Below are 16,888 nucleotides of genomic sequence, written 5' to 3'. Positions count from 1 at the left end.
TGTAATTACCCGAGTAATTTAGTCAAGTATTACTGTGATGAAAGTATCTAATCTTGCTACATTGCTTTATTTTGTCGATTTATTCACCGAACTCAGAATGCCACGTAGGATATTCAACTCTTGATCTTCAGGTCTTGCACGATTGAATAGGCGTTTTAGTTTGGTCATCACCATGCCTGGATGCTGCTTAACAATGAAGCCTGTATCACTTAACGTTGACTCAAGGTGCTCGTAGAATAAAGCCATTTGCTCAGATGTGGGATACTTTGTATCGTCTTCTTCAGGCTTAGCATCTTGCGTATCTAAGAAGGTCATACGCGTTTCATATGTCAGTGTTTGTACCGCCATTGCCAAATTCAATGAACTGTATTCAGGATTCGCTGGAATACAGACGTGATAATTACATAACTGCAACTCTTCATTGGTCAAGCCGCTATTTTCTCGACCAAACACAAGCGCAACAGGGCCGTCATTAGACTCTGCGACCAATTTCTGTGCACACTCTCTTGGGTCTACCATCGGCCAAGAAAGAGTACGAGAACGCGCACTGGTGCCTATAACTAAACTACAATCTGCAATAGCATCTTCAAGCTTATCAACAGTAACGGCATCACCAAGCACATCTGTTGCACCGGCAGCCAACGCACTCGCGTGACTATCCACCTCGCAAGCAGGATCGACTAAGTACAGTTTTGAAAAGCCCATGGTTTTCATTGCGCGCGCAACTGAGCCAATATTTCCAGAGTGTGAAGTGTTCACAAGTACGATTCTAATATCTTGTAATGCCATGCTATTTATCTCAGACAAAAATAATGGCGTAGTTTACCATAGGATGACAGGATCAAACCACCAAACCATTTGAACAAAAAAACACCAACCTTTTTATTGCAAAGTTATTTACTTTATCGAGAAAATCGCTAGAATACGCCGGCTCAGAAAATTTAGTTCTTTTACAATTCAAAGGTAATGCTATGCATCCAATGTTAAACATTGCGGTACGCGCTGCGCGTAACGCGGGTAAAGTGATCTTACGTGCAACTGAAGATCTGTCTCAAGTTGAAGCGACTCAAAAAGGCACAAACGACTTCGTGACAAGTGTTGATACAGAAGCTGAACGTGTGATCCGTGACACTATTTTAAAATCTTACCCTGATCACGCAATCGTTGGAGAAGAACTTGGCCACACAGATGGCAAAGATAATGATTACCTTTGGGTTATCGACCCACTTGATGGCACAACCAACTTCATCAAGGGTATCCCTCACTTCGCAATCTCAATTGCACTTAAAGTTAAAGGCCGTGTAGAACAGGCTGTTATCTATGATCCAGTTCGCAGCGAGTTATTCACCGCATCTCGTGGTCAAGGCGCACAGTTGAATAACAAGCGTATTCGTGTAACTAAAAGCAACGAATTAGCTGGTAGCGTTTTAGCAACAGGCTTCCCATTTAAGCAAAAACATCACTTAGATGCATACACAGAAGCATTCAAAGCGCTATTCATCCACACAGCAGATATCCGTCGTGCAGGTTCTGCAGCGCTAGATATGGCATATGTTGCAGCTGGTCGTATTGACGGTTTCTATGAAATTGGCCTTAAGCCATGGGATACAGCTGCAGGCGAGCTGTTAGTAAAAGAAGCTGGCGGCATGTTAATGGACTTTGCAGGTGGTGCAAACTATAACAACAGCGGTAACATCATCTGTGGCGCACCAAAGTTGTGCCAAGCAATTGTTAAAGAGATCCGCCCTGTACTTACAGAGTCTCTGCTTAAATAAGCAAACGCATTCTTTGGATATAAAAAACCCAGGCAGTGCCTGGGTTTTTATTTGCATACCAAACGGACTATTTGATTTCAACGCGTTGCGAGCGCATCACAACTTCATCGTTCAGTTCAATACCGATACCAGGCTCTTCCGAGACCTTAAACACACCTTTTTCAGGCTGCGGATCTTGAAGGCAAAGCTCCCTATTCCACTTTTTAATTGCATAAGTATGATGTTCATGAATTAAGAAGTTAGGAATGGCCGTTTCTAAATGCAATGAAGCTGCGGTTGCAACAGGGCCACCACATACATGCGCTTGAATTCGGATATCAAAAATATCGGCATAATCACATACTTTTTTAGTTTCAGTAAAACCACCACACAGACCAATATCTGGCTGCAAAACATCAATACTTTGGTCTTCAAAGTAAGGTCTCACATCCCAGCGGTTATACAAGCGCTCACCACCGGCAATCGGTACTGCCGTCTTGTTAGCAACCTTAGCGTGCAGTGAGTGGTTTAAGTAATTCACTGGTTCTTCGTAGTACATGCAGTCAAACTCTTCAGCGATTTCTGCAATCTGAATTGCTGAAGTTGCCCCCGGCAAACTGTGACATTCAAAAATAATGTCTACTTCATCGCCAACTGCTTCACGAATGGCTTTCATACGCGAACGATACAGCTTCATTTCACCACGAGAAATCAACTTAGTGCGATCGTAGTAGGTATTACCATCTTTATCGTACATGATAGGGTCGACTTTCACCGCGTCATAGCCTTCAGCCAATGCCTTATGTGCCGCTTCAGCATATTCATGTGGCTGTACAAGCGCTTTGAACTCATCATCCCAATCAAACTGTAGCTGTGATGCGTAAGTACGCAGCTCTGGATTTACTTTACCACCTAGCAGCTGATAAACCGGTAACTTTAACGCCTTACCTTTTATATCCCATAGCGCAGTGTCAATCGCACTCATCGCCGCATATACCACAGGTCCGCCACCCAGTCCCCAAAAGCTCTCTCTCAACATGCGAGACCATAAAAGCTCAGTTTGGAATGGGTCATGGCCGATCAAGAATGCTTCTGCCATCTCTTTAATCATACTCGCAGCAGCACTATGGCCTAAGTCGTAAGCAAGTCCAGCTTCACCCACTCCTGAGATCCCTTCATCTGTGTGAATTCTCACAAACACAGGTGTCCAAGCTGGTCTGTCTGGACAATGTATATCAAATACTTCGACGCGATTTACTTTCATTATGACTCCTATTGGGCAAAGCCTGGATCTAAGCGATATGCTTTTCTCAGCATTGCTGGCCAAGCGACTTGACCACCGGTACTGCCGCTGTGCACGACTTTAGCTTGTTTGTATATATTATCTTGAATTGGTTGTGGGACTTGTATTGCTGGCTGACCAGTCGACATAATTGCGACTTGAATTTCACATGCGCGTTGTAAATCAAAAAAGCGCATAAAGGCGTCACCAATTGTTGGCCCCACTGTTAAACCACCATGATTGACTAGGAGCATGTGATTATTATCACCCAAGTCAGACTGTAAGCGAGCTCTTTCATCGTCATTCACAGCAAGCCCCTCATACCCATGATAAGACAATGATGGCAATGAGAACATGCTGTGCTGGCTCAGAGGTTTCAGCCCTCCTTCAAGACTCGCCACAGCAATCGTCTCTTTAGTATGCAAATGAATCACACAATGTGCATCTTCTCGGACTTCATGAATTGCGCTGTGAATCGTGAAGCCTGCAGGGTTGATCTCAAATGGCGTATCATCAAGAATATTACCTTGTAGATCTACCTTCACGAGATTAGACGCAGTGACCTCATCAAAGCTTAAGCCAAATGCATTCACTAAATAATGATCTGTACCTGGTAACCTAGCCGACATATGAGTGTAAATTAAATCACCCCAACGAAAATGCTCAACTAAGCGATAACAAGCGGCAAGGTCAACTCGTAACTTCCATTCTTCATCACTTACTTTTCCTTTCAAGTTTAGTTGTTGCAGTTCGAACATCTTGGCTCCTTACACTCACCATAGTGATTTTAGATGTATAGAAGTCTAAATCACAAAAAAAAATAGTTCAATACGCAGAAGAGATCCTGCGTAAATTAATTCGGTACTAAAAAGCCACCTAAAGGTGGCTTTCAGATTGATTCTAAATTTAAATCGGCTATTTAACTGTTGATAGATACTCAGCAATTGCTTCAAGTTCAGCATCGGAGACATTTGCCACCATGGCCTTCATCGCGGCAGACATACCATTACTTCGCTTCCCAGACTTTATGTCTTTCATTTGCGCCAGTGTATACTCTTTACTTTGCCCATTTATTTTAGGGTACAAAGGCATAATCGGTGCTTTACCTTCTGCCCCATGGCATGTTTGGCATAATTTAGCTGTATACAAAGCTTTTCCATCTGCCGCTGCCACATTACCTGATGCCAACATAGTCGCAGTAGTTACCGATGCGAACACAAATTGCTTTATCTTCATCATATCATTTCTCTTTTTTGACGGTTATTTAACCAGTGTAGTAGACCCAAAGCCGCTCTACACAATTACTTATTCGGATTTAAAAAATGAACCGAGTCAATCAAGAAAAATGAAATAATAATCTACCAAACTAAGTCATCAGGGACTTCGTAATCCGCATACGGATCATCATCATCCTTTTTATCACTACCGTCTTCTACATGGAAAACAATATACTTTTCATCAACTTCGGCAATTTTTCTCGCTGGCTCATCTTCCAGTACATAAAACTGACTTTCCAATACACAAATTGCCAAGCGCCCTTTGGATAAAGCTTGCTGTGTCGACTCATTAACCTCTAATTCCTTTACTTTATTTTCGTAAGTGAAGTTAAATGTACGGTCACCTCTAATTTCTTCTTGATTATGATGCTCAAGAATTTGCTTCACACGAGCAACTTGTTCACGCTCTTTTAAATCATCTTGCTTTGCTTTATTCAGTGCTTCTGCTTTTTGCTGCTGTACTAGTTTGGTCTGTTCAATATGCTTTTGCAGATCCGTTTGGTCGCTCGTTGCGCCTTTTTTCTTTTTCTTCTTTTGCTGTTTGCGCTTTTCCGTTTTAGCAACTTTCATTTTGTGCTCAGTTGTCAAACCGGCTTTTAACAGCTGATCCTGTAAAGAACCCATCATGTCACTCCATCAATCTATACTTGCCGCCATTTTAATACCAAACTTAGCAAATCTCTAAATAATTTCTCTTGTGACGCAGTAAAACAGTCTGACAAATAAAGAAAACAAGAACCTTCCCTTGCCTTTTGCCACTAATCTACCAAGTTCAGCGAAGTAATTTATGATGTATAACAAATTTTTACTTCTTTTTAGAGCAAAAGCGTCGTCAAAAGTAGATAATAATATTGCACTCAAATTAAGAAACTAGAACATGCCCATATTTCATTTGCTATTGTGCTCAATCGTCGTATTTTTTGTGCTGTACGCCCCACAACCATTACTGGCCATGTTCGCCGAACACTACCAAGTCAGTCCAGCCAAAGCAGGGCTATTGATGACAGTCACCATGTTGCCACTGGCTATAGCGCCTGTTTTCTATGGTTTGGTTTTAACTCGCCGATGTAAGTTGACCGTGTTACGTCACACCATGCTTGCTCTAGCAACATGCTGTCTCGTCATTAGCGTCACTCAGCAATTTGAAGTTTTCTTATTCATGCGTTTTATTGAAGGTTTACTGCTACCAGCAGCACTTACGTCTATGACTGGATATATTGGTCAAACTTGGCAAGGGCAAAACCTTCGAGAGAAAATGACATGGTATGTCGGTAGCACCATAGTCGGTGGCTATGTTGGACGCGCCTTGGCAGCAAACTTTGCTAACTGGTGGGGATTTGAGAGCTTTTACCTCTTCAATGCTAGTTTATTGATTGTTCTCGCTTTGATGATCCGCACCACACGCAAACAACAAGACAATGCCAAACAGCTCACTTCTCCAAAAGACTACTTAAAACCGTTAAAAACAATCAAGCTACTGCGCTTATATAGCGCTGTATTTTGTATGTTTTTTTGTTTTTCAGCTTTACTTAATTACCTACCTTTCATTTTAAGTAATGAATATGAAATAGAGGACCCATCAACCATAGCTTGGGTTTACAGCGGTTATCTAATTGGTGCAATCATCTCCATGTTAACTCCTTATTTATCCAAGCTGTCACGTAACAATTGGCTAATTTTGAGCGTCTTATTTGTAATATATTCAACCAGTTTACTGATTATGCAGTGGCGTAATTTAGAGGCTTTTGTCGTGATGTTCACCCTGTTTTGCGCCTGCATGTTCATGATACATGCTAGCGCAGCACCTCTAGCAAATGAAATGAGCACAGCCAATGCGAGTGTCACCAATGGTGCGTATGTATCTTTTTACTATTGTGGAGGTGCACTGGGCACTTTTGTACCCGGCTTTATTTATCAACTTTATGGCATGCACGCCTTTTTATTAAGCTTGCTGCTTATCTGTATAGCCGGTGGCTATTTAACATTACTCAATTTTCGTTCTGGTAAAGTAACCCAGCTGGGTTCATGACCACTGTTTCGCCAAAATGCCTTTAAATCTTCAAGCGTTATTACCCATGTTTTGTCATTTTCAAATGGGTGACACTGCCATTGCTTAGCTTGTCTTAACTCACCATCAAGCCATAGTTCAACCTGCTTGTGCTCATCATTGAGTGTTGCCAAGGCAGAAACACTGCCCGGCTTCACCTTTAAGTATTTTTCTAACCGTTCACTAGAGCAAAACCCCAGCCGAGATACACCTTGCTGCTTTGACAATGCTTTCAAATCCAATTGCTTATCAGCCAGTGTAATGACCAAAAAATGGCGCTTGCCATAATTATCTCTCAGAAAAAGGTTTTTCAATCCCACCCCTTCTCTTTCCAAACCTATCTCTTTCGCTACAGTGCAATTAGCTAAAGGAACATGTTCATAGCTAATATAATCAATGCCTAATTGTGCTAATCGTTCACCAAGCCATTCAGAACTGGGCAATATCACAAGCAATGTCCTCGCAATTGCACACTGCGTTGACGCCAATAAACATTGTCAATATTGTAACCTGCCAGACAATAGGCCTCGTCTTTTAATGCTTGCTGCAAGAGACTGACCGCCTTATCTTCTAATGCCAGTTTTAGCTCTGGCGACTCCTCGACGCGTTTAAACTCAGAAAACTTTTCGAGCTGTTTTTTTGTTATTGGTTTGTTCTTAGCAAGTTCCATCTGTGGTGTAGGTTTGACCGTAACGATAAACGCAAACTCTGATTTTCCCTGAGCATTCTGACGTTTATGCAGTGTTTGTTTTTCAACTTCAAAGTCAGGTTTAGAAACAGAACTACAGGCGACCAAAAAGGTTGACAGGAGCAATAAAAATAGACGACTCATAACTTTCCTATCCAAAAATTTGTCCCAGTGTATCAAAGCTGGCCATATTTTTGAGTTTTTTGAGAAAAAAACTTGACGCGAAGCGCAAAAGTCTTTAAATTTCGCCTCGTCCAAAAGACATGTTGGGGCTATAGCTCAGCTGGGAGAGCGCCTGCCTTGCACGCAGGAGGTCAGCAGTTCGATCCTGCTTAGCTCCACCAATTTTTCTTTTTGACATTCCCAAATAAAGTGGGGCTATAGCTCAGCTGGGAGAGCGCCTGCCTTGCACGCAGGAGGTCAGCAGTTCGATCCTGCTTAGCTCCACCACTTTACTACGTTCTTATATTTCCAAATCCATTTACTAAGTATTTTTCCGTCGTCAAAGACTCAAGACCCATTGGACCATATGCGTGTAACTTAGTTGTTGCTATGCCAATTTCTGCACCTAACCCTAACTGACCACCATCACTGAATCGAGAAGACGCGTTCACCATCACAACAGAAGCATCAACTTGTGTTTGAAATTGTAGTGCCGCTTGTGGTGAGTCAGTGCAAATGACTTCAGTATGGTGACTGCCAAATTGATCAATATGCGCCAGGGCACCAGTTAAATCTTCGACTATGCGAATGGCAATTTCCAGTCCTAAATATTCTTGACCAAATTGATCATCTGCTAAGGTATTTACGCAGCTAAAATACGCTGAAGCAGATTGGCAAGCATGCACCTGTACACCAGCTTGGCTTAATACGTCTCGTACCTTTGGTAAAAACTCTCGAGCAATAGATTGATGAACCAACAATCCCTCTAATGCATTACACACGCCTGTTCTTTGAGTTTTACCATTCAGTAAAAGCGCGATCGCCATATCGAGATCGGCGTCCTTATCAACGTATAAATGGCACACCCCTTTGAAGTGTTGAATCACAGGAATAGCACTATGTGTCGTTACAAATTCAATCAGCCCTTCACCGCCACGAGGGATCACGAGATCTATGTACTCTTTTTGTGCCATCAGTTCTAGCAGAAGGGCTCTATCTGGATCGGGTACCACCGTAATCAACTCTTTAGGTAAACCGTATTCATCAAGGACCTTGTGCATTACTTGAGCAATCGCAAGTGAGCTATTTAACGCTTCTTTACCACCACGCAGAATAACGCCATTACCTGACTTAAAACATAAAGCTCCCGCATCAGCGGTTACGTTTGGTCTTGCTTCATAAATCATGCAAATAACACCGAGTGGTACACGCATTTTTTGAACTTCTATGCCACTTGCTTGTTTACCTAGTATTCGTTTTCCTCCTACTGGATCTGGTAACTGCGCGACGTCTTCTAGCCCGGATGCCATATCTTCAATACGTGCAGGGCTTAAAGTGAGGCGATCTATCATTGCTGCAGACAAGTTATTTTCACTAGCCGCTTGTAGATCTAGCTCATTGGCTTGTTGAATTTCATACTTACTTGCTCTAATTTCACAAGCCATTGCATTTAAAATGATATTTTTCTGCTCAGTATCCAATATCGCGAGTTTTTTCGCAGCACTTGCTGCATTCTTTGCTAAATTTGTGATTAACGTCATTTTATGTCCCCTCATTCCTCATTCTTGAGTGTATGTGTAAAACCCCATCACATACCCAATGATAATACGCATGTTCAAAGCTGAGGGTAAAGTGAATATTGCTTAAATGACGCCCAACCAATTGCTTTCTAAACCATTAGAACAACCTAAAAAAAGCGAAAAAACAGCGAACTTTTAACAGCTTATTCTCTTTTTTGACTTATTTACTATGATATAACGAAGCTAACACTATACTAATATTCATTGAGCTAACTAAGCTGGAGAGTTTATGTCGGCTATCTATATTGCCGCGATTGCCATATTTTCTGTATTTGCCCAATGGCTAGCATGGGTTGCTAAAGTACCTGCAATCTTATTTTTATTATTGACTGGTCTGTTACTAGGACCAGTTTCAGGCGTATTAGACCCAGATCAGCTACTTGGAGACTTACTCTTTCCTGTCGTCTCTTTATCTGTGGCCATCATTCTCTTTGAGGGCTCTTTAACACTTCATTTTCGCGAGCTAAAAGGGATCGGTAAGGTTGTCAGGAACCTATGCTCAATCGGCATGCTAACCACATTTATCATTATTACAGCTTGCGCTATCTATGTACTTGAACTTGATTGGCCAGTGGCGGCTGTGCTGGGTGCTGTATTAGTTGTCACAGGACCCACTGTGATCGCGCCAATGCTAAACGCCATGCGCCCAACGAAAGATATTGACCGAATTCTACGTTGGGAAGGTATCGTCATCGATCCTATTGGCGCTTTATTCGCTGTTTTGGTATTTGAAGCTGTTAGCTTAGTTGATAAAGATGGCGTATTCAGCCATACCCTTATGGCTTTGTTATCAACCCTCGGCGTGGGCCTGAGTGTTGGCATTATCGCAGGCTGGTTTACTAGTTTTATTATCCGCAAAGAATGGCTGCCTTTTGAATTACACAAATTTGGCATATTAGCTTTGGTACTGATGAGTTTTACACTATCCAATCATTTAAGTCATGAGTCAGGGCTGCTTGCGGTCACTATCTTTGGCATATGGCTTGCCAATCAGGATGATTTGGAAATTGACGCAGTGCTTGAGTTTAAAGAAGACTTGTCGATGATATTAATTTCTAGTCTGTTCATTTTACTTGCAGCACGCTTAAAACTTGAAGAACTGATGATGCTAGACAGTGGTATTTTTTGGTTTTTGGCCGTTGTACTGTTTGTTGCACGACCTTTGAGTATCGCTGTATCGACATTTAATAGCGATATCCCTTTTAAGTCACGGCTCATGCTTGCTTGGATTGCCCCTCGAGGTATCGTTGCGGCTGCTGTCGGATCCGTCTTCGCACTCAGTATGGCCCAATCAGGCCACCCAGATGCCGTACAAATCGTGCCTTTAATCTTTACCGTCATCATAGTAACCGTCATTCTACAGAGTCTCACAGCGACACCATTAGCCCGCTTGCTTGGCGTTAGGCAACCCAGTCCAAGTACGTTACTCATCATTGGAGCCAATCATGTAGCCAGAGCCATTGCATGCGGACTAAAAGAGCAGAATATTGATGTCTATTTATCCGATCCAGCCTGGGAAAACTGCAAAATGGCGCGAATGGATGGTCTACCCTGTTATTATGGAAACCCACAGTCAGAGCATGCTGAGCGCTATTTGCCGCTAACCAGCCTTCATTCTGTATTAGCTTTATCACCCAACAGACATCATAACGCATTAGGCGTGCAATACTTTTCTCACCTGCTTGATGAGCAAAGCGTTTACTCACTAAAGTCTTCAACTAACCATGCAAAAGCTAATAAGGACAGTGCGACCTTTTTATCTCGTCAAATATTGTTTGGTGATACCGGCAACTATGCCAAACTGAGCAGTTTAATGGCAAAAGGTGGCAAAGTCAGTGCAACTCGATTGTCAGAGGAGTTTAGCTGGGAGCAATATTTAGAAGTAAATAAAGAGGCAATTCCCTTGTTTATTATTTCTGAGCAAAAAAAAGAGGACGATCCGCTTTCAATCAGGCCCTTTACATCTGAAGATAAAAAGCTGCCGGAACAAGGTGACAGAATTTTGGCTCTACAACCACCAAAAATGTCCATCTTAAAAGATACAACGAACAGAGAGACATCTATTGGAGAAAAGCTCAATAGCTAAACAAGTAGCCTAGTTAAGCATTCTCGCCCGTTTGATAACACTCTCGGGCATTTTTTTTGCCAACTTGGCCAATGACATTTCTATTTGCTTGTGGATTTCTTTATCTGCAACAACGGCATGAAATAACCAACGATAAGCATCTTCATAATCTCTAGGGCTACCAAACCCTTGGTTAAATAACCCGACCAAACGCAACTGAGCATTTAGATTACCTAACGCTGCCGCTTCGCGTAAATACACTATCGCCATAGACTTGTCAGCTTGTACAAGCTGCCCAACATCATAGTATCGGCCCAATTGCTCAAGTGCTGCGGCTAAGCCTTGCTGCGCAGCCTGGCGCATGTAATACAAACCTAACTCTACGTCACGGTCAACACACACAGCATACGCTAACATATCGCCATACAAGAATTGATACGAAGGCAAGCCCATGATTTCCGCTCGTGCTTCAATATCCTGTACTAACTGGCAATCGTCGTCTTTTACTCGCTGTAAATGTTTATTATTGTTGATTAAAGTAATCAACTCATCTTGGGTATATAAAGGTACAGCTTCAATTTGTTCGTTCGCAACAAGCTGGCCTGTAAGAGAGAAGCCCAACAGCAATAAAGATAATCGAAGAGTTTTAGTCATAATACTTGGCAATTATTTGGAATCTCATAATATGAATACAAAAAGCATACCAAATTATCGTTCTGAGCATACACTAGGCACAAAAAAAGCTGCCGTAGCAGCTTTTTCTAAACTTTAATTATTCGCCGAATGGGTTGCGAACAATCATCGTCTCTACACGGTCAGGACCTGTTGAAATGATATCAATCGGTACACCGGTAATTTCTTCTAAGCGTTTGATGTAGTTGATTGCTGCTTCTGGAAGCTGCTCAACAGAAGTTGCACCGAATGTATTTTCGCTCCAACCTGGCATCTCTTCATATACTGGCGTTACTTTCTCGTAACCTTCAGCTGCCAATGGCGTCACGTTAGTCACTGTGCCATCTTCAAGCTGGTAACCCGTACAAATCTTAATTGTCTCAATGCCATCAAGTACATCTAGCTTTGTTAAACAAAAGCCTGTGATACTGTTGATTTGTACTGCACGGCGCATCGCAACTGCATCAAACCAACCAGTACGACGCAAACGACCTGTCGTTGCACCAAACTCATGACCTTTTTCACCTAAGTGCTTACCAACTGGATCTTGCTTATCTAGACCATCGTAAAGCTCAGTTGGGAAAGGACCTGAACCTACACGTGTTGTGTAAGCTTTAACAATACCAAGTACATAGTCTAGGTTTAGAGGACCAAAACCAGCACCTGTTGCTACACCACCTGCCGTTGTGTTCGAAGATGTAACATACGGGTATGTACCGTGGTCAATATCAAGCAATGTACCTTGCGCACCTTCGAATAAGATGTTGTCACCTTTTTCACGAGTCTGGTCAAGCAGCTCAGTAACATCAACAACCATTGACTTAAGGATCTCTGCAATTTCCATCGCATCATCGTATGTCTTCTGGAAGTCAACTGGTTCAACTTTGTAATAATGCTCTAGTGAGAAGTTGTGGTATTCAATCACTTCTTTAAGCTTTGCAGCGAATTGCTCAGGGTTGAATAGGTCGCCAACACGAAGGCCACGACGCGCAACTTTATCTTCGTAAGCTGGACCGATACCACGACCAGTTGTACCGATTGCTTTGTTGCCACGTGCAAGTTCACGCGCTTGGTCTAGCGCAACATGGTAAGGAAGAATTAGAGGACAAGCTTCACTGATAAGAAGACGATCGCGCACTGGTACGCCACGCTCTTCAAGCATTTTCACTTCTCGCATTAACGCATCTGGTGCCAATACTACGCCGTTACCGATCACACACTTTACGTTATCACGTAAAATACCTGATGGAATTAGGTGTAATACAGTTTTCTCACCATTAATTACCAAAGTATGGCCTGCGTTGTGTCCGCCTTGATAGCGTACAACTAAAGAAGCCTTATCCGTTAGTAGGTCTACAACCTTACCTTTACCTTCGTCACCCCATTGGGTGCCTAATACAACGACGTTTTTACCCATTGCAATATCACTTAGAAAAAATTAGGCGCAGATTTTACCAGAAAAGGGAGGTGAAAATCACCCTGTTTCGAATGATTTTTCTTCAGTCATTTTGATATTAGATAAAACCGTTTGAAATAAATACAAAAAAGCCCGACTAATTGCGGGCTTTTTGTTCCATCTAAGTAACATGATAAGCAAAAAGGTTACTTACTTTCTTTTTGCTTCATGTAATCAAAGAACTCACTGTCCGGAGAAAGTACCATCACATCACTCTTGCTTGTGAAGGTTTTCTTGTACGCTTCTAAAGAACGCACAAAACTGAAGAACTCAGGGTCTTTGTTGTAAGCTTGCGCATAAATATTTGCAGCTTCAGCATCACCCTCACCTCGTACAGTTCGCGCATTACGCTCAGCGTCTGCAAGCATAACCGTTACACGACGGTCAACCTCTGCACGGATCGTCTCAGCTTTCTCTTGACCTTCAGAGCGGTGCTCTTTGGCAACAGCGGTACGCTCAGCGCGCATACGTTGGAAGATGGAGTTACTTACTTCATTCGGTAAGTTAATCTGCTTCACACGTACATCCAATACTTCAATACCGAGTTCTTGTGCACTCTCAGATGCCTGAACCAACGCTTCTGCCATCAGCTCGCTACGTTCACCAGACACAATTTCTTTAATTGTACGAGAACCAAAGTTTGTTCTTAGACCGTTGTTCACTTTCTGCTTGAGTAGTGTTTCAGCATACTGCTTATCACCACGCGCACGTAAATAGTAGTTAGAAAAATCACTTACACGCCACTTGACATAAGAGTCAACGATAAGGTCTTTTTTCTCACTTGTTACAAAGCGGTCAGGCGCACCATCTAATGTTTGAATACGCGCATCTAAGTGACGAACTTGGCTAAAGAAAGGCACTTTAAGGTGTAAACCTGGCTCATACACGACTGCGTTATCTGAACTGTCTTTTTGTACCTTACTGAATAATAATACAATCGCTCTTTGCCCCTCAGTCACCACAAAGACTGAAGAGAACCCTAACAGGGCGAGAAGTATCAAAAAGATAAAACCAAAATTTCTCATCAATTATCTCCCGCTGTTAAAACGATCTTGTGAAAATCTATCACTACTACTATTCACACTGCTATTTTGAGACTGACCCAGAGATTGACGTAACTGGTTAATGTCATTTCGACTTGGCAGAGTAACAGGTGACGATGATTGAGATTGCTGCATGATCTTATCCAAAGGTAAGTACATCATGTTATTGCCGCCTTTTACGTCAACAATAACCTTAGAGCTACGCCCTAAGACTTCTTCCATCGCTTCTATATATAAACGCTCACGTGTAACTTGCTTTGCCGATGCATATTCAGGTAAAAGCTTTTCAAAACGAGCCACCTCACCTTGCGCTTCAAGCAAAATACGTTCTTTGTAACCTTCAGCTTCTTGAGTCATACGCGTTACTCGACCACGTGCTCTTGGTTCAATCTCTCTTGCATAAGCCTCTGCTTCACGGATAAAACGCTGTTCATCTTCTTGTGCTGCAATAGCATCGTCAAACGCATCTTTCACTTCAGCAGGTGGACGAGAGTCTTTAAAGTTAACGTCTGTGACGATTAAACCAAGGTTATAAGGTTCTATAATTTCATTAAGTTCATCCCACGTACGCTGACGCACAAGCTCACGACCTGTTGTCAGTACCTGGTCCATGCGAGAGTGGCCCACAACGTAACGTAGTGCACTATCCAATGCTTGTTGTAGACTGTGATCAGCATCAGTGACACTGAAGCGATACAAAGTCGGGTCAACTACACGGTACTGAACTTCAAATTCAACGCTAACTACGTTTTCATCTTCAGTCAGCATAAAGCCTGATGCTGATAATGAACGAACTGCTTCAATATCAATTGGAATTACGCGCTCAATGAAGGTCATTTTCCAACGTAAACCAGGCTCAGCGATACGATCAAATTGACCAAACTGAAGTACAATACCTCGTTCAGCTTCTTTAACGGTGTAAATACCACTCAATGCCCATACAATTAAAGCGATGATGAAAATGAAGGTGATCCCTGCACCACCAAGCCCATTTTTATTATTTCCTGGCTTGCCGCCAAATATCCCACCGAACTTGTTGTTAAACTTGCGGAATACCTCGTCCAGATCTGGTGGCCCTTGATCCCGTCCACCGCGATTTTTCCACGGGTCGTTATCATTGCCATTATTACCCGGTTCGTTCCAGGCCATAGCTATACTCCATTGTTATAAAATGAATTAAATTAAATCTAACAAAATTTGCCGAATTCTTATAGCGAATTAGGTCGAATTAGTATTTTTTTCAATCTTGAGCAATAAACCGTTCTATTTCCGGCCCTTGGTCTTTTTTCAGGCGCTCCCAATCAGCTTGTGGTAATCGTACATCAAGCAACCAATTACCTCGCTCATCATAGCTTTCCTCACACACTGCATTCAGATTGAACAGTGCGCCACGCAACTTACCAAAAGCAGGCGGTACAATCAGTTGATTGCAAAACATTTTTTTCGCAAGTAACTCTGAAATTGCTTGCGACAGCAGCTCTATACCAATATTTGCCTGTGCTGATAGCCACACTCTAATTGGTACGCCGTTTTCATCTCGATCGATCTTTGGCTGTATCTCTTCAACTAAATCTATCTTGTTATAGACCAACAGTTGAGGGATCTCATCAGCTTCAATTTCTTCTAAAACCGATTGTACCTGCTCTATATTTTCTTTTCTTCTCTGATCTGCCACATCAACGACATGAAGCTGTAAATCTGCTTCCCGTGTTTCAGTCAATGTTGCTTTAAACGCCGCAACCAGGTCATGGGGTAAATGCCTTATAAAACCAACAGTGTCAGCTAAAATAATAGGACCAACATCTGCTATTTCGAGTTTACGCAGCGTTGGATCTAGCGTTGCGAATAGCTGATCGGCAGCATAGACGTCAGAATTCGTAATTTGGTTAAACAACGTGGACTTACCCGCATTGGTATAACCAACTAAAGACACAGTTGGTATTTCATTACGGCTTCTAGCTCTGCGCCCCTGCTCCCGAACAACAGCTACTTTATCAAGCCGCTTTCGAATACTCTTAATTCGCTCTCTAAGTAATCGACGGTCTGTTTCTAACTGTGTTTCACCAGGGCCACGTAAACCAATACCGCCTTTTTGTCTTTCTAAGTGTGTCCATCCTCTGATCAAGCGCGTTGAAATATGTCTCAGCTGAGCCAGCTCAACCTGCAACTTACCTTCATGCGTCCTCGCGCGTTGCGCAAAGATATCTAAAATCAGTGTCGTTCTATCCAACACGCGGCATCGACAAATATGCTCTAAATTTCGCTCTTGAGAAGGACTGAGTTGGTGATTAAATATAATGACGTCTGCTTTATAAGTTCTGACAATCTCGGCAATTTCTTCTGCTTTACCTGTACCAACAAATAGTTTGGGGTGTGGTGCTTGACGGCTGCCTTGCACAACCGCCACGCTACTAACACCAGCAGAAGATACTAGCATTTCCAATTCTTGCAGATCTTCACGATCTCCTTCGTTAGGAAACTCTATGTGCACTAAGACTGCCTGTTCGCCGGCTTCATAACGGTCAAACAAGCAATATGCTCCTAATATCTATTAAAAATTTCCATCTTCGCTTTGCTCTGCGCCTTCATTTCCTTGTGTATTTTGGAAATTGACAGCTCTTGCAGGAACAACTGTTGAGATAGCATGTTTGTAAACCATTTGGTTCACAGTATTTTCGAGTAAAATTACAAATTGGTCAAAAGACTGGATTTTGCCTTGTAATTTGATGCCGTTAACTAAAAAAATTGAAACTGGAATGCGCTCACGACGCAAGACATTCAAAAACGGGTCTTGTAACGATTGGCCTTTTGCCATTTTCTTATCCTTCGTTCTAGGTGTTATTATGTTGAGTTAGTTGAATA

17 protein-coding genes and 2 tRNA genes are annotated in these 16,888 nt (G+C 42.3%); 5 read left to right on the top strand and 14 right to left on the bottom strand.

Going from position 1 to position 16,888, the window contains the following annotated elements; genetic code table 11:
* Nucleotides 1-66 precede the first annotated feature (66 nt).
* Nucleotides 67-789, bottom strand: coding sequence for a tRNA (cytosine(32)/uridine(32)-2'-O)-methyltransferase TrmJ (trmJ, locus tag S4054249_RS04185; RefSeq protein ID WP_046357983.1), 723 nt, complete (start codon nt 787-789; stop codon nt 67-69).
* Nucleotides 790-971: 182 nt separating this feature from the next.
* On the opposite strand from trmJ, the gene suhB reads away from it, so the two are divergent.
* Nucleotides 972-1,775, top strand: a complete 804-nt coding sequence (gene suhB, locus S4054249_RS04180; protein WP_039611807.1) for an inositol-1-monophosphatase — start codon at nt 972-974, stop codon at nt 1,773-1,775.
* 67 nt (nt 1,776-1,842) lie between these two features.
* Here suhB and S4054249_RS04175 read toward each other — a convergent pair whose 3' ends face one another.
* The 4 genes from S4054249_RS04175 to S4054249_RS04160 all read right to left on the bottom strand — a co-directional run bounded on the left by S4054249_RS04175 (nt 1,843) and on the right by S4054249_RS04160 (nt 4,937).
* Nucleotides 1,843-3,018, bottom strand: a complete 1,176-nt coding sequence (locus tag S4054249_RS04175) for a mandelate racemase/muconate lactonizing enzyme family protein (protein WP_039611808.1) — start codon at nt 3,016-3,018, stop codon at nt 1,843-1,845.
* 8 nt (nt 3,019-3,026) lie between these two features.
* Nucleotides 3,027-3,794 (bottom strand): class II aldolase/adducin family protein, encoded by a 768-nt coding sequence (locus S4054249_RS04170; protein ID WP_046357984.1) that lies wholly within the window; start codon nt 3,792-3,794, stop codon nt 3,027-3,029.
* Nucleotides 3,795-3,951: 157 nt separating this feature from the next.
* Entirely contained in the window at nt 3,952-4,227 is a 276-nt protein-coding gene (locus S4054249_RS04165; protein WP_230851908.1) for a c-type cytochrome, read from the bottom strand.
* A 167-nt stretch (nt 4,228-4,394) separates the two neighbouring features.
* Nucleotides 4,395-4,937, bottom strand: a complete 543-nt coding sequence (locus S4054249_RS04160) for a DUF2058 domain-containing protein (protein ID WP_046357986.1) — start codon at nt 4,935-4,937, stop codon at nt 4,395-4,397.
* A gap of 253 nt (nt 4,938-5,190) precedes the next feature.
* Here S4054249_RS04160 and S4054249_RS04155 point away from each other — a divergent pair, with 253 nt between their 5' ends.
* Complete coding sequence (locus S4054249_RS04155; RefSeq protein ID WP_046357987.1) at nt 5,191-6,342, top strand: MFS transporter; 1,152 nt, start codon at nt 5,191-5,193, stop codon at nt 6,340-6,342.
* Here the strand turns inward: S4054249_RS04155 and S4054249_RS04150 are convergent.
* Both S4054249_RS04150 and S4054249_RS04145 read right to left on the bottom strand, forming a co-directional pair.
* Nucleotides 6,288-6,806, bottom strand: coding sequence for a prolyl-tRNA synthetase associated domain-containing protein (locus tag S4054249_RS04150; protein ID WP_046357999.1), 519 nt, complete (start codon nt 6,804-6,806; stop codon nt 6,288-6,290). The genes S4054249_RS04155 and S4054249_RS04150 overlap by 55 nt on opposite strands.
* Nucleotides 6,806-7,192 carry a hypothetical protein gene (locus tag S4054249_RS04145; protein WP_046357988.1) on the bottom strand — a complete coding sequence of 129 codons (387 nt, stop codon included), beginning with the start codon at nt 7,190-7,192 and terminating at the stop codon, nt 6,806-6,808. Before S4054249_RS04145 ends, S4054249_RS04150 begins: the two co-directional genes overlap by 1 nt.
* 124 nt (nt 7,193-7,316) lie before the next feature.
* Here S4054249_RS04145 and S4054249_RS04140 point away from each other — a divergent pair.
* Nucleotides 7,317-7,392 (top strand) — tRNA-Ala (locus S4054249_RS04140).
* A 30-nt stretch (nt 7,393-7,422) separates the two neighbouring features.
* Nucleotides 7,423-7,498 (top strand) — tRNA-Ala (locus S4054249_RS04135).
* Between the two features lie 5 nt (nt 7,499-7,503).
* Here S4054249_RS04135 and S4054249_RS04130 read toward each other — a convergent pair.
* Nucleotides 7,504-8,751 carry a glutamate-5-semialdehyde dehydrogenase gene (locus S4054249_RS04130; RefSeq protein ID WP_046357989.1) on the bottom strand — a complete coding sequence of 416 codons (1,248 nt, stop codon included), beginning with the start codon at nt 8,749-8,751 and terminating at the stop codon, nt 7,504-7,506.
* A gap of 268 nt (nt 8,752-9,019) precedes the next feature.
* Between S4054249_RS04130 and S4054249_RS04125 the strand changes: the two genes are divergently transcribed.
* Nucleotides 9,020-10,876, top strand: coding sequence for a cation:proton antiporter (locus tag S4054249_RS04125; protein WP_046357990.1), 1,857 nt, complete (start codon nt 9,020-9,022; stop codon nt 10,874-10,876).
* A 9-nt stretch (nt 10,877-10,885) separates the two neighbouring features.
* Here S4054249_RS04125 and S4054249_RS04120 read toward each other — a convergent pair whose 3' ends face one another.
* The 6 genes from S4054249_RS04120 to hfq form a co-directional block, all read right to left on the bottom strand.
* Nucleotides 10,886-11,509, bottom strand: a complete 624-nt coding sequence (locus S4054249_RS04120; RefSeq protein ID WP_046357991.1) for a tetratricopeptide repeat protein — start codon at nt 11,507-11,509, stop codon at nt 10,886-10,888.
* A 118-nt stretch (nt 11,510-11,627) separates the two neighbouring features.
* Nucleotides 11,628-12,944 (bottom strand): adenylosuccinate synthase, encoded by a 1,317-nt coding sequence (locus S4054249_RS04115; protein ID WP_046357992.1) that lies wholly within the window; start codon nt 12,942-12,944, stop codon nt 11,628-11,630.
* A 185-nt stretch (nt 12,945-13,129) separates the two neighbouring features.
* A complete protein-coding gene (gene hflC / locus S4054249_RS04110) occupies nt 13,130-14,008 on the bottom strand; it encodes a protease modulator HflC (protein WP_046357993.1) in 879 nt (292 codons plus the stop codon).
* Nucleotides 14,009-14,011: 3 nt separating this feature from the next.
* Entirely contained in the window at nt 14,012-15,175 is a 1,164-nt protein-coding gene (hflK, locus tag S4054249_RS04105) for an FtsH protease activity modulator HflK (protein WP_046357994.1), read from the bottom strand.
* A 91-nt stretch (nt 15,176-15,266) separates the two neighbouring features.
* Nucleotides 15,267-16,556, bottom strand: coding sequence for a ribosome rescue GTPase HflX (gene hflX, locus S4054249_RS04100; RefSeq protein WP_046357995.1), 1,290 nt, complete (start codon nt 16,554-16,556; stop codon nt 15,267-15,269).
* Between the two features lie 21 nt (nt 16,557-16,577).
* On the bottom strand, nt 16,578-16,841 hold the full coding sequence (hfq, locus tag S4054249_RS04095) for an RNA chaperone Hfq (RefSeq protein WP_023399904.1): 264 nt from the start codon (nt 16,839-16,841) through the stop codon (nt 16,578-16,580).
* Between the last annotated feature and the right edge of the window lie 47 nt (nt 16,842-16,888).

This window comes from Pseudoalteromonas luteoviolacea (genome assembly GCF_001750165.1).
Classification (GTDB): Bacteria; Pseudomonadota; Gammaproteobacteria; order Enterobacterales; family Alteromonadaceae; genus Pseudoalteromonas; species Pseudoalteromonas luteoviolacea_G.
Note: the sequence above shows the minus strand (reverse complement) of the source record. Positions and strands in the feature narration are given on the sequence as shown.

Excerpts from the sequence above, each read along its gene's own strand:
- S4054249_RS04165 (WP_230851908.1), bottom strand. The coding sequence starts at position 4,227 with ATGTTGGCATCAGGTAATGTGGCAGCGGCAGATGGAAAAGCTTTGTAT.
- S4054249_RS04125 (WP_046357990.1), top strand. The coding sequence starts at position 9,020 with ATGTCGGCTATCTATATTGCCGCGATTGCCATATTTTCTGTATTTGCC.
- S4054249_RS04170 (WP_046357984.1), bottom strand. The coding sequence starts at position 3,794 with ATGTTCGAACTGCAACAACTAAACTTGAAAGGAAAAGTAAGTGATGAA.
- S4054249_RS04130 (WP_046357989.1), bottom strand. The coding sequence starts at position 8,751 with ATGACGTTAATCACAAATTTAGCAAAGAATGCAGCAAGTGCTGCGAAA.
- S4054249_RS04160 (WP_046357986.1), bottom strand. The coding sequence starts at position 4,937 with ATGGGTTCTTTACAGGATCAGCTGTTAAAAGCCGGTTTGACAACTGAG.
- trmJ (WP_046357983.1), bottom strand. The coding sequence starts at position 789 with ATGGCATTACAAGATATTAGAATCGTACTTGTGAACACTTCACACTCT.
- hflK (WP_046357994.1), bottom strand. The coding sequence starts at position 15,175 with ATGGCCTGGAACGAACCGGGTAATAATGGCAATGATAACGACCCGTGG.
- suhB (WP_039611807.1), top strand. The coding sequence starts at position 972 with ATGCATCCAATGTTAAACATTGCGGTACGCGCTGCGCGTAACGCGGGT.
- S4054249_RS04115 (WP_046357992.1), bottom strand. The coding sequence starts at position 12,944 with ATGGGTAAAAACGTCGTTGTATTAGGCACCCAATGGGGTGACGAAGGT.
- S4054249_RS04145 (WP_046357988.1), bottom strand. The coding sequence starts at position 7,192 with ATGAGTCGTCTATTTTTATTGCTCCTGTCAACCTTTTTGGTCGCCTGT.
- S4054249_RS04155 (WP_046357987.1), top strand. The coding sequence starts at position 5,191 with ATGCCCATATTTCATTTGCTATTGTGCTCAATCGTCGTATTTTTTGTG.
- hfq (WP_023399904.1), bottom strand. The coding sequence starts at position 16,841 with ATGGCAAAAGGCCAATCGTTACAAGACCCGTTTTTGAATGTCTTGCGT.
- hflC (WP_046357993.1), bottom strand. The coding sequence starts at position 14,008 with ATGAGAAATTTTGGTTTTATCTTTTTGATACTTCTCGCCCTGTTAGGG.
- S4054249_RS04175 (WP_039611808.1), bottom strand. The coding sequence starts at position 3,018 with ATGAAAGTAAATCGCGTCGAAGTATTTGATATACATTGTCCAGACAGA.
- S4054249_RS04120 (WP_046357991.1), bottom strand. The coding sequence starts at position 11,509 with ATGACTAAAACTCTTCGATTATCTTTATTGCTGTTGGGCTTCTCTCTT.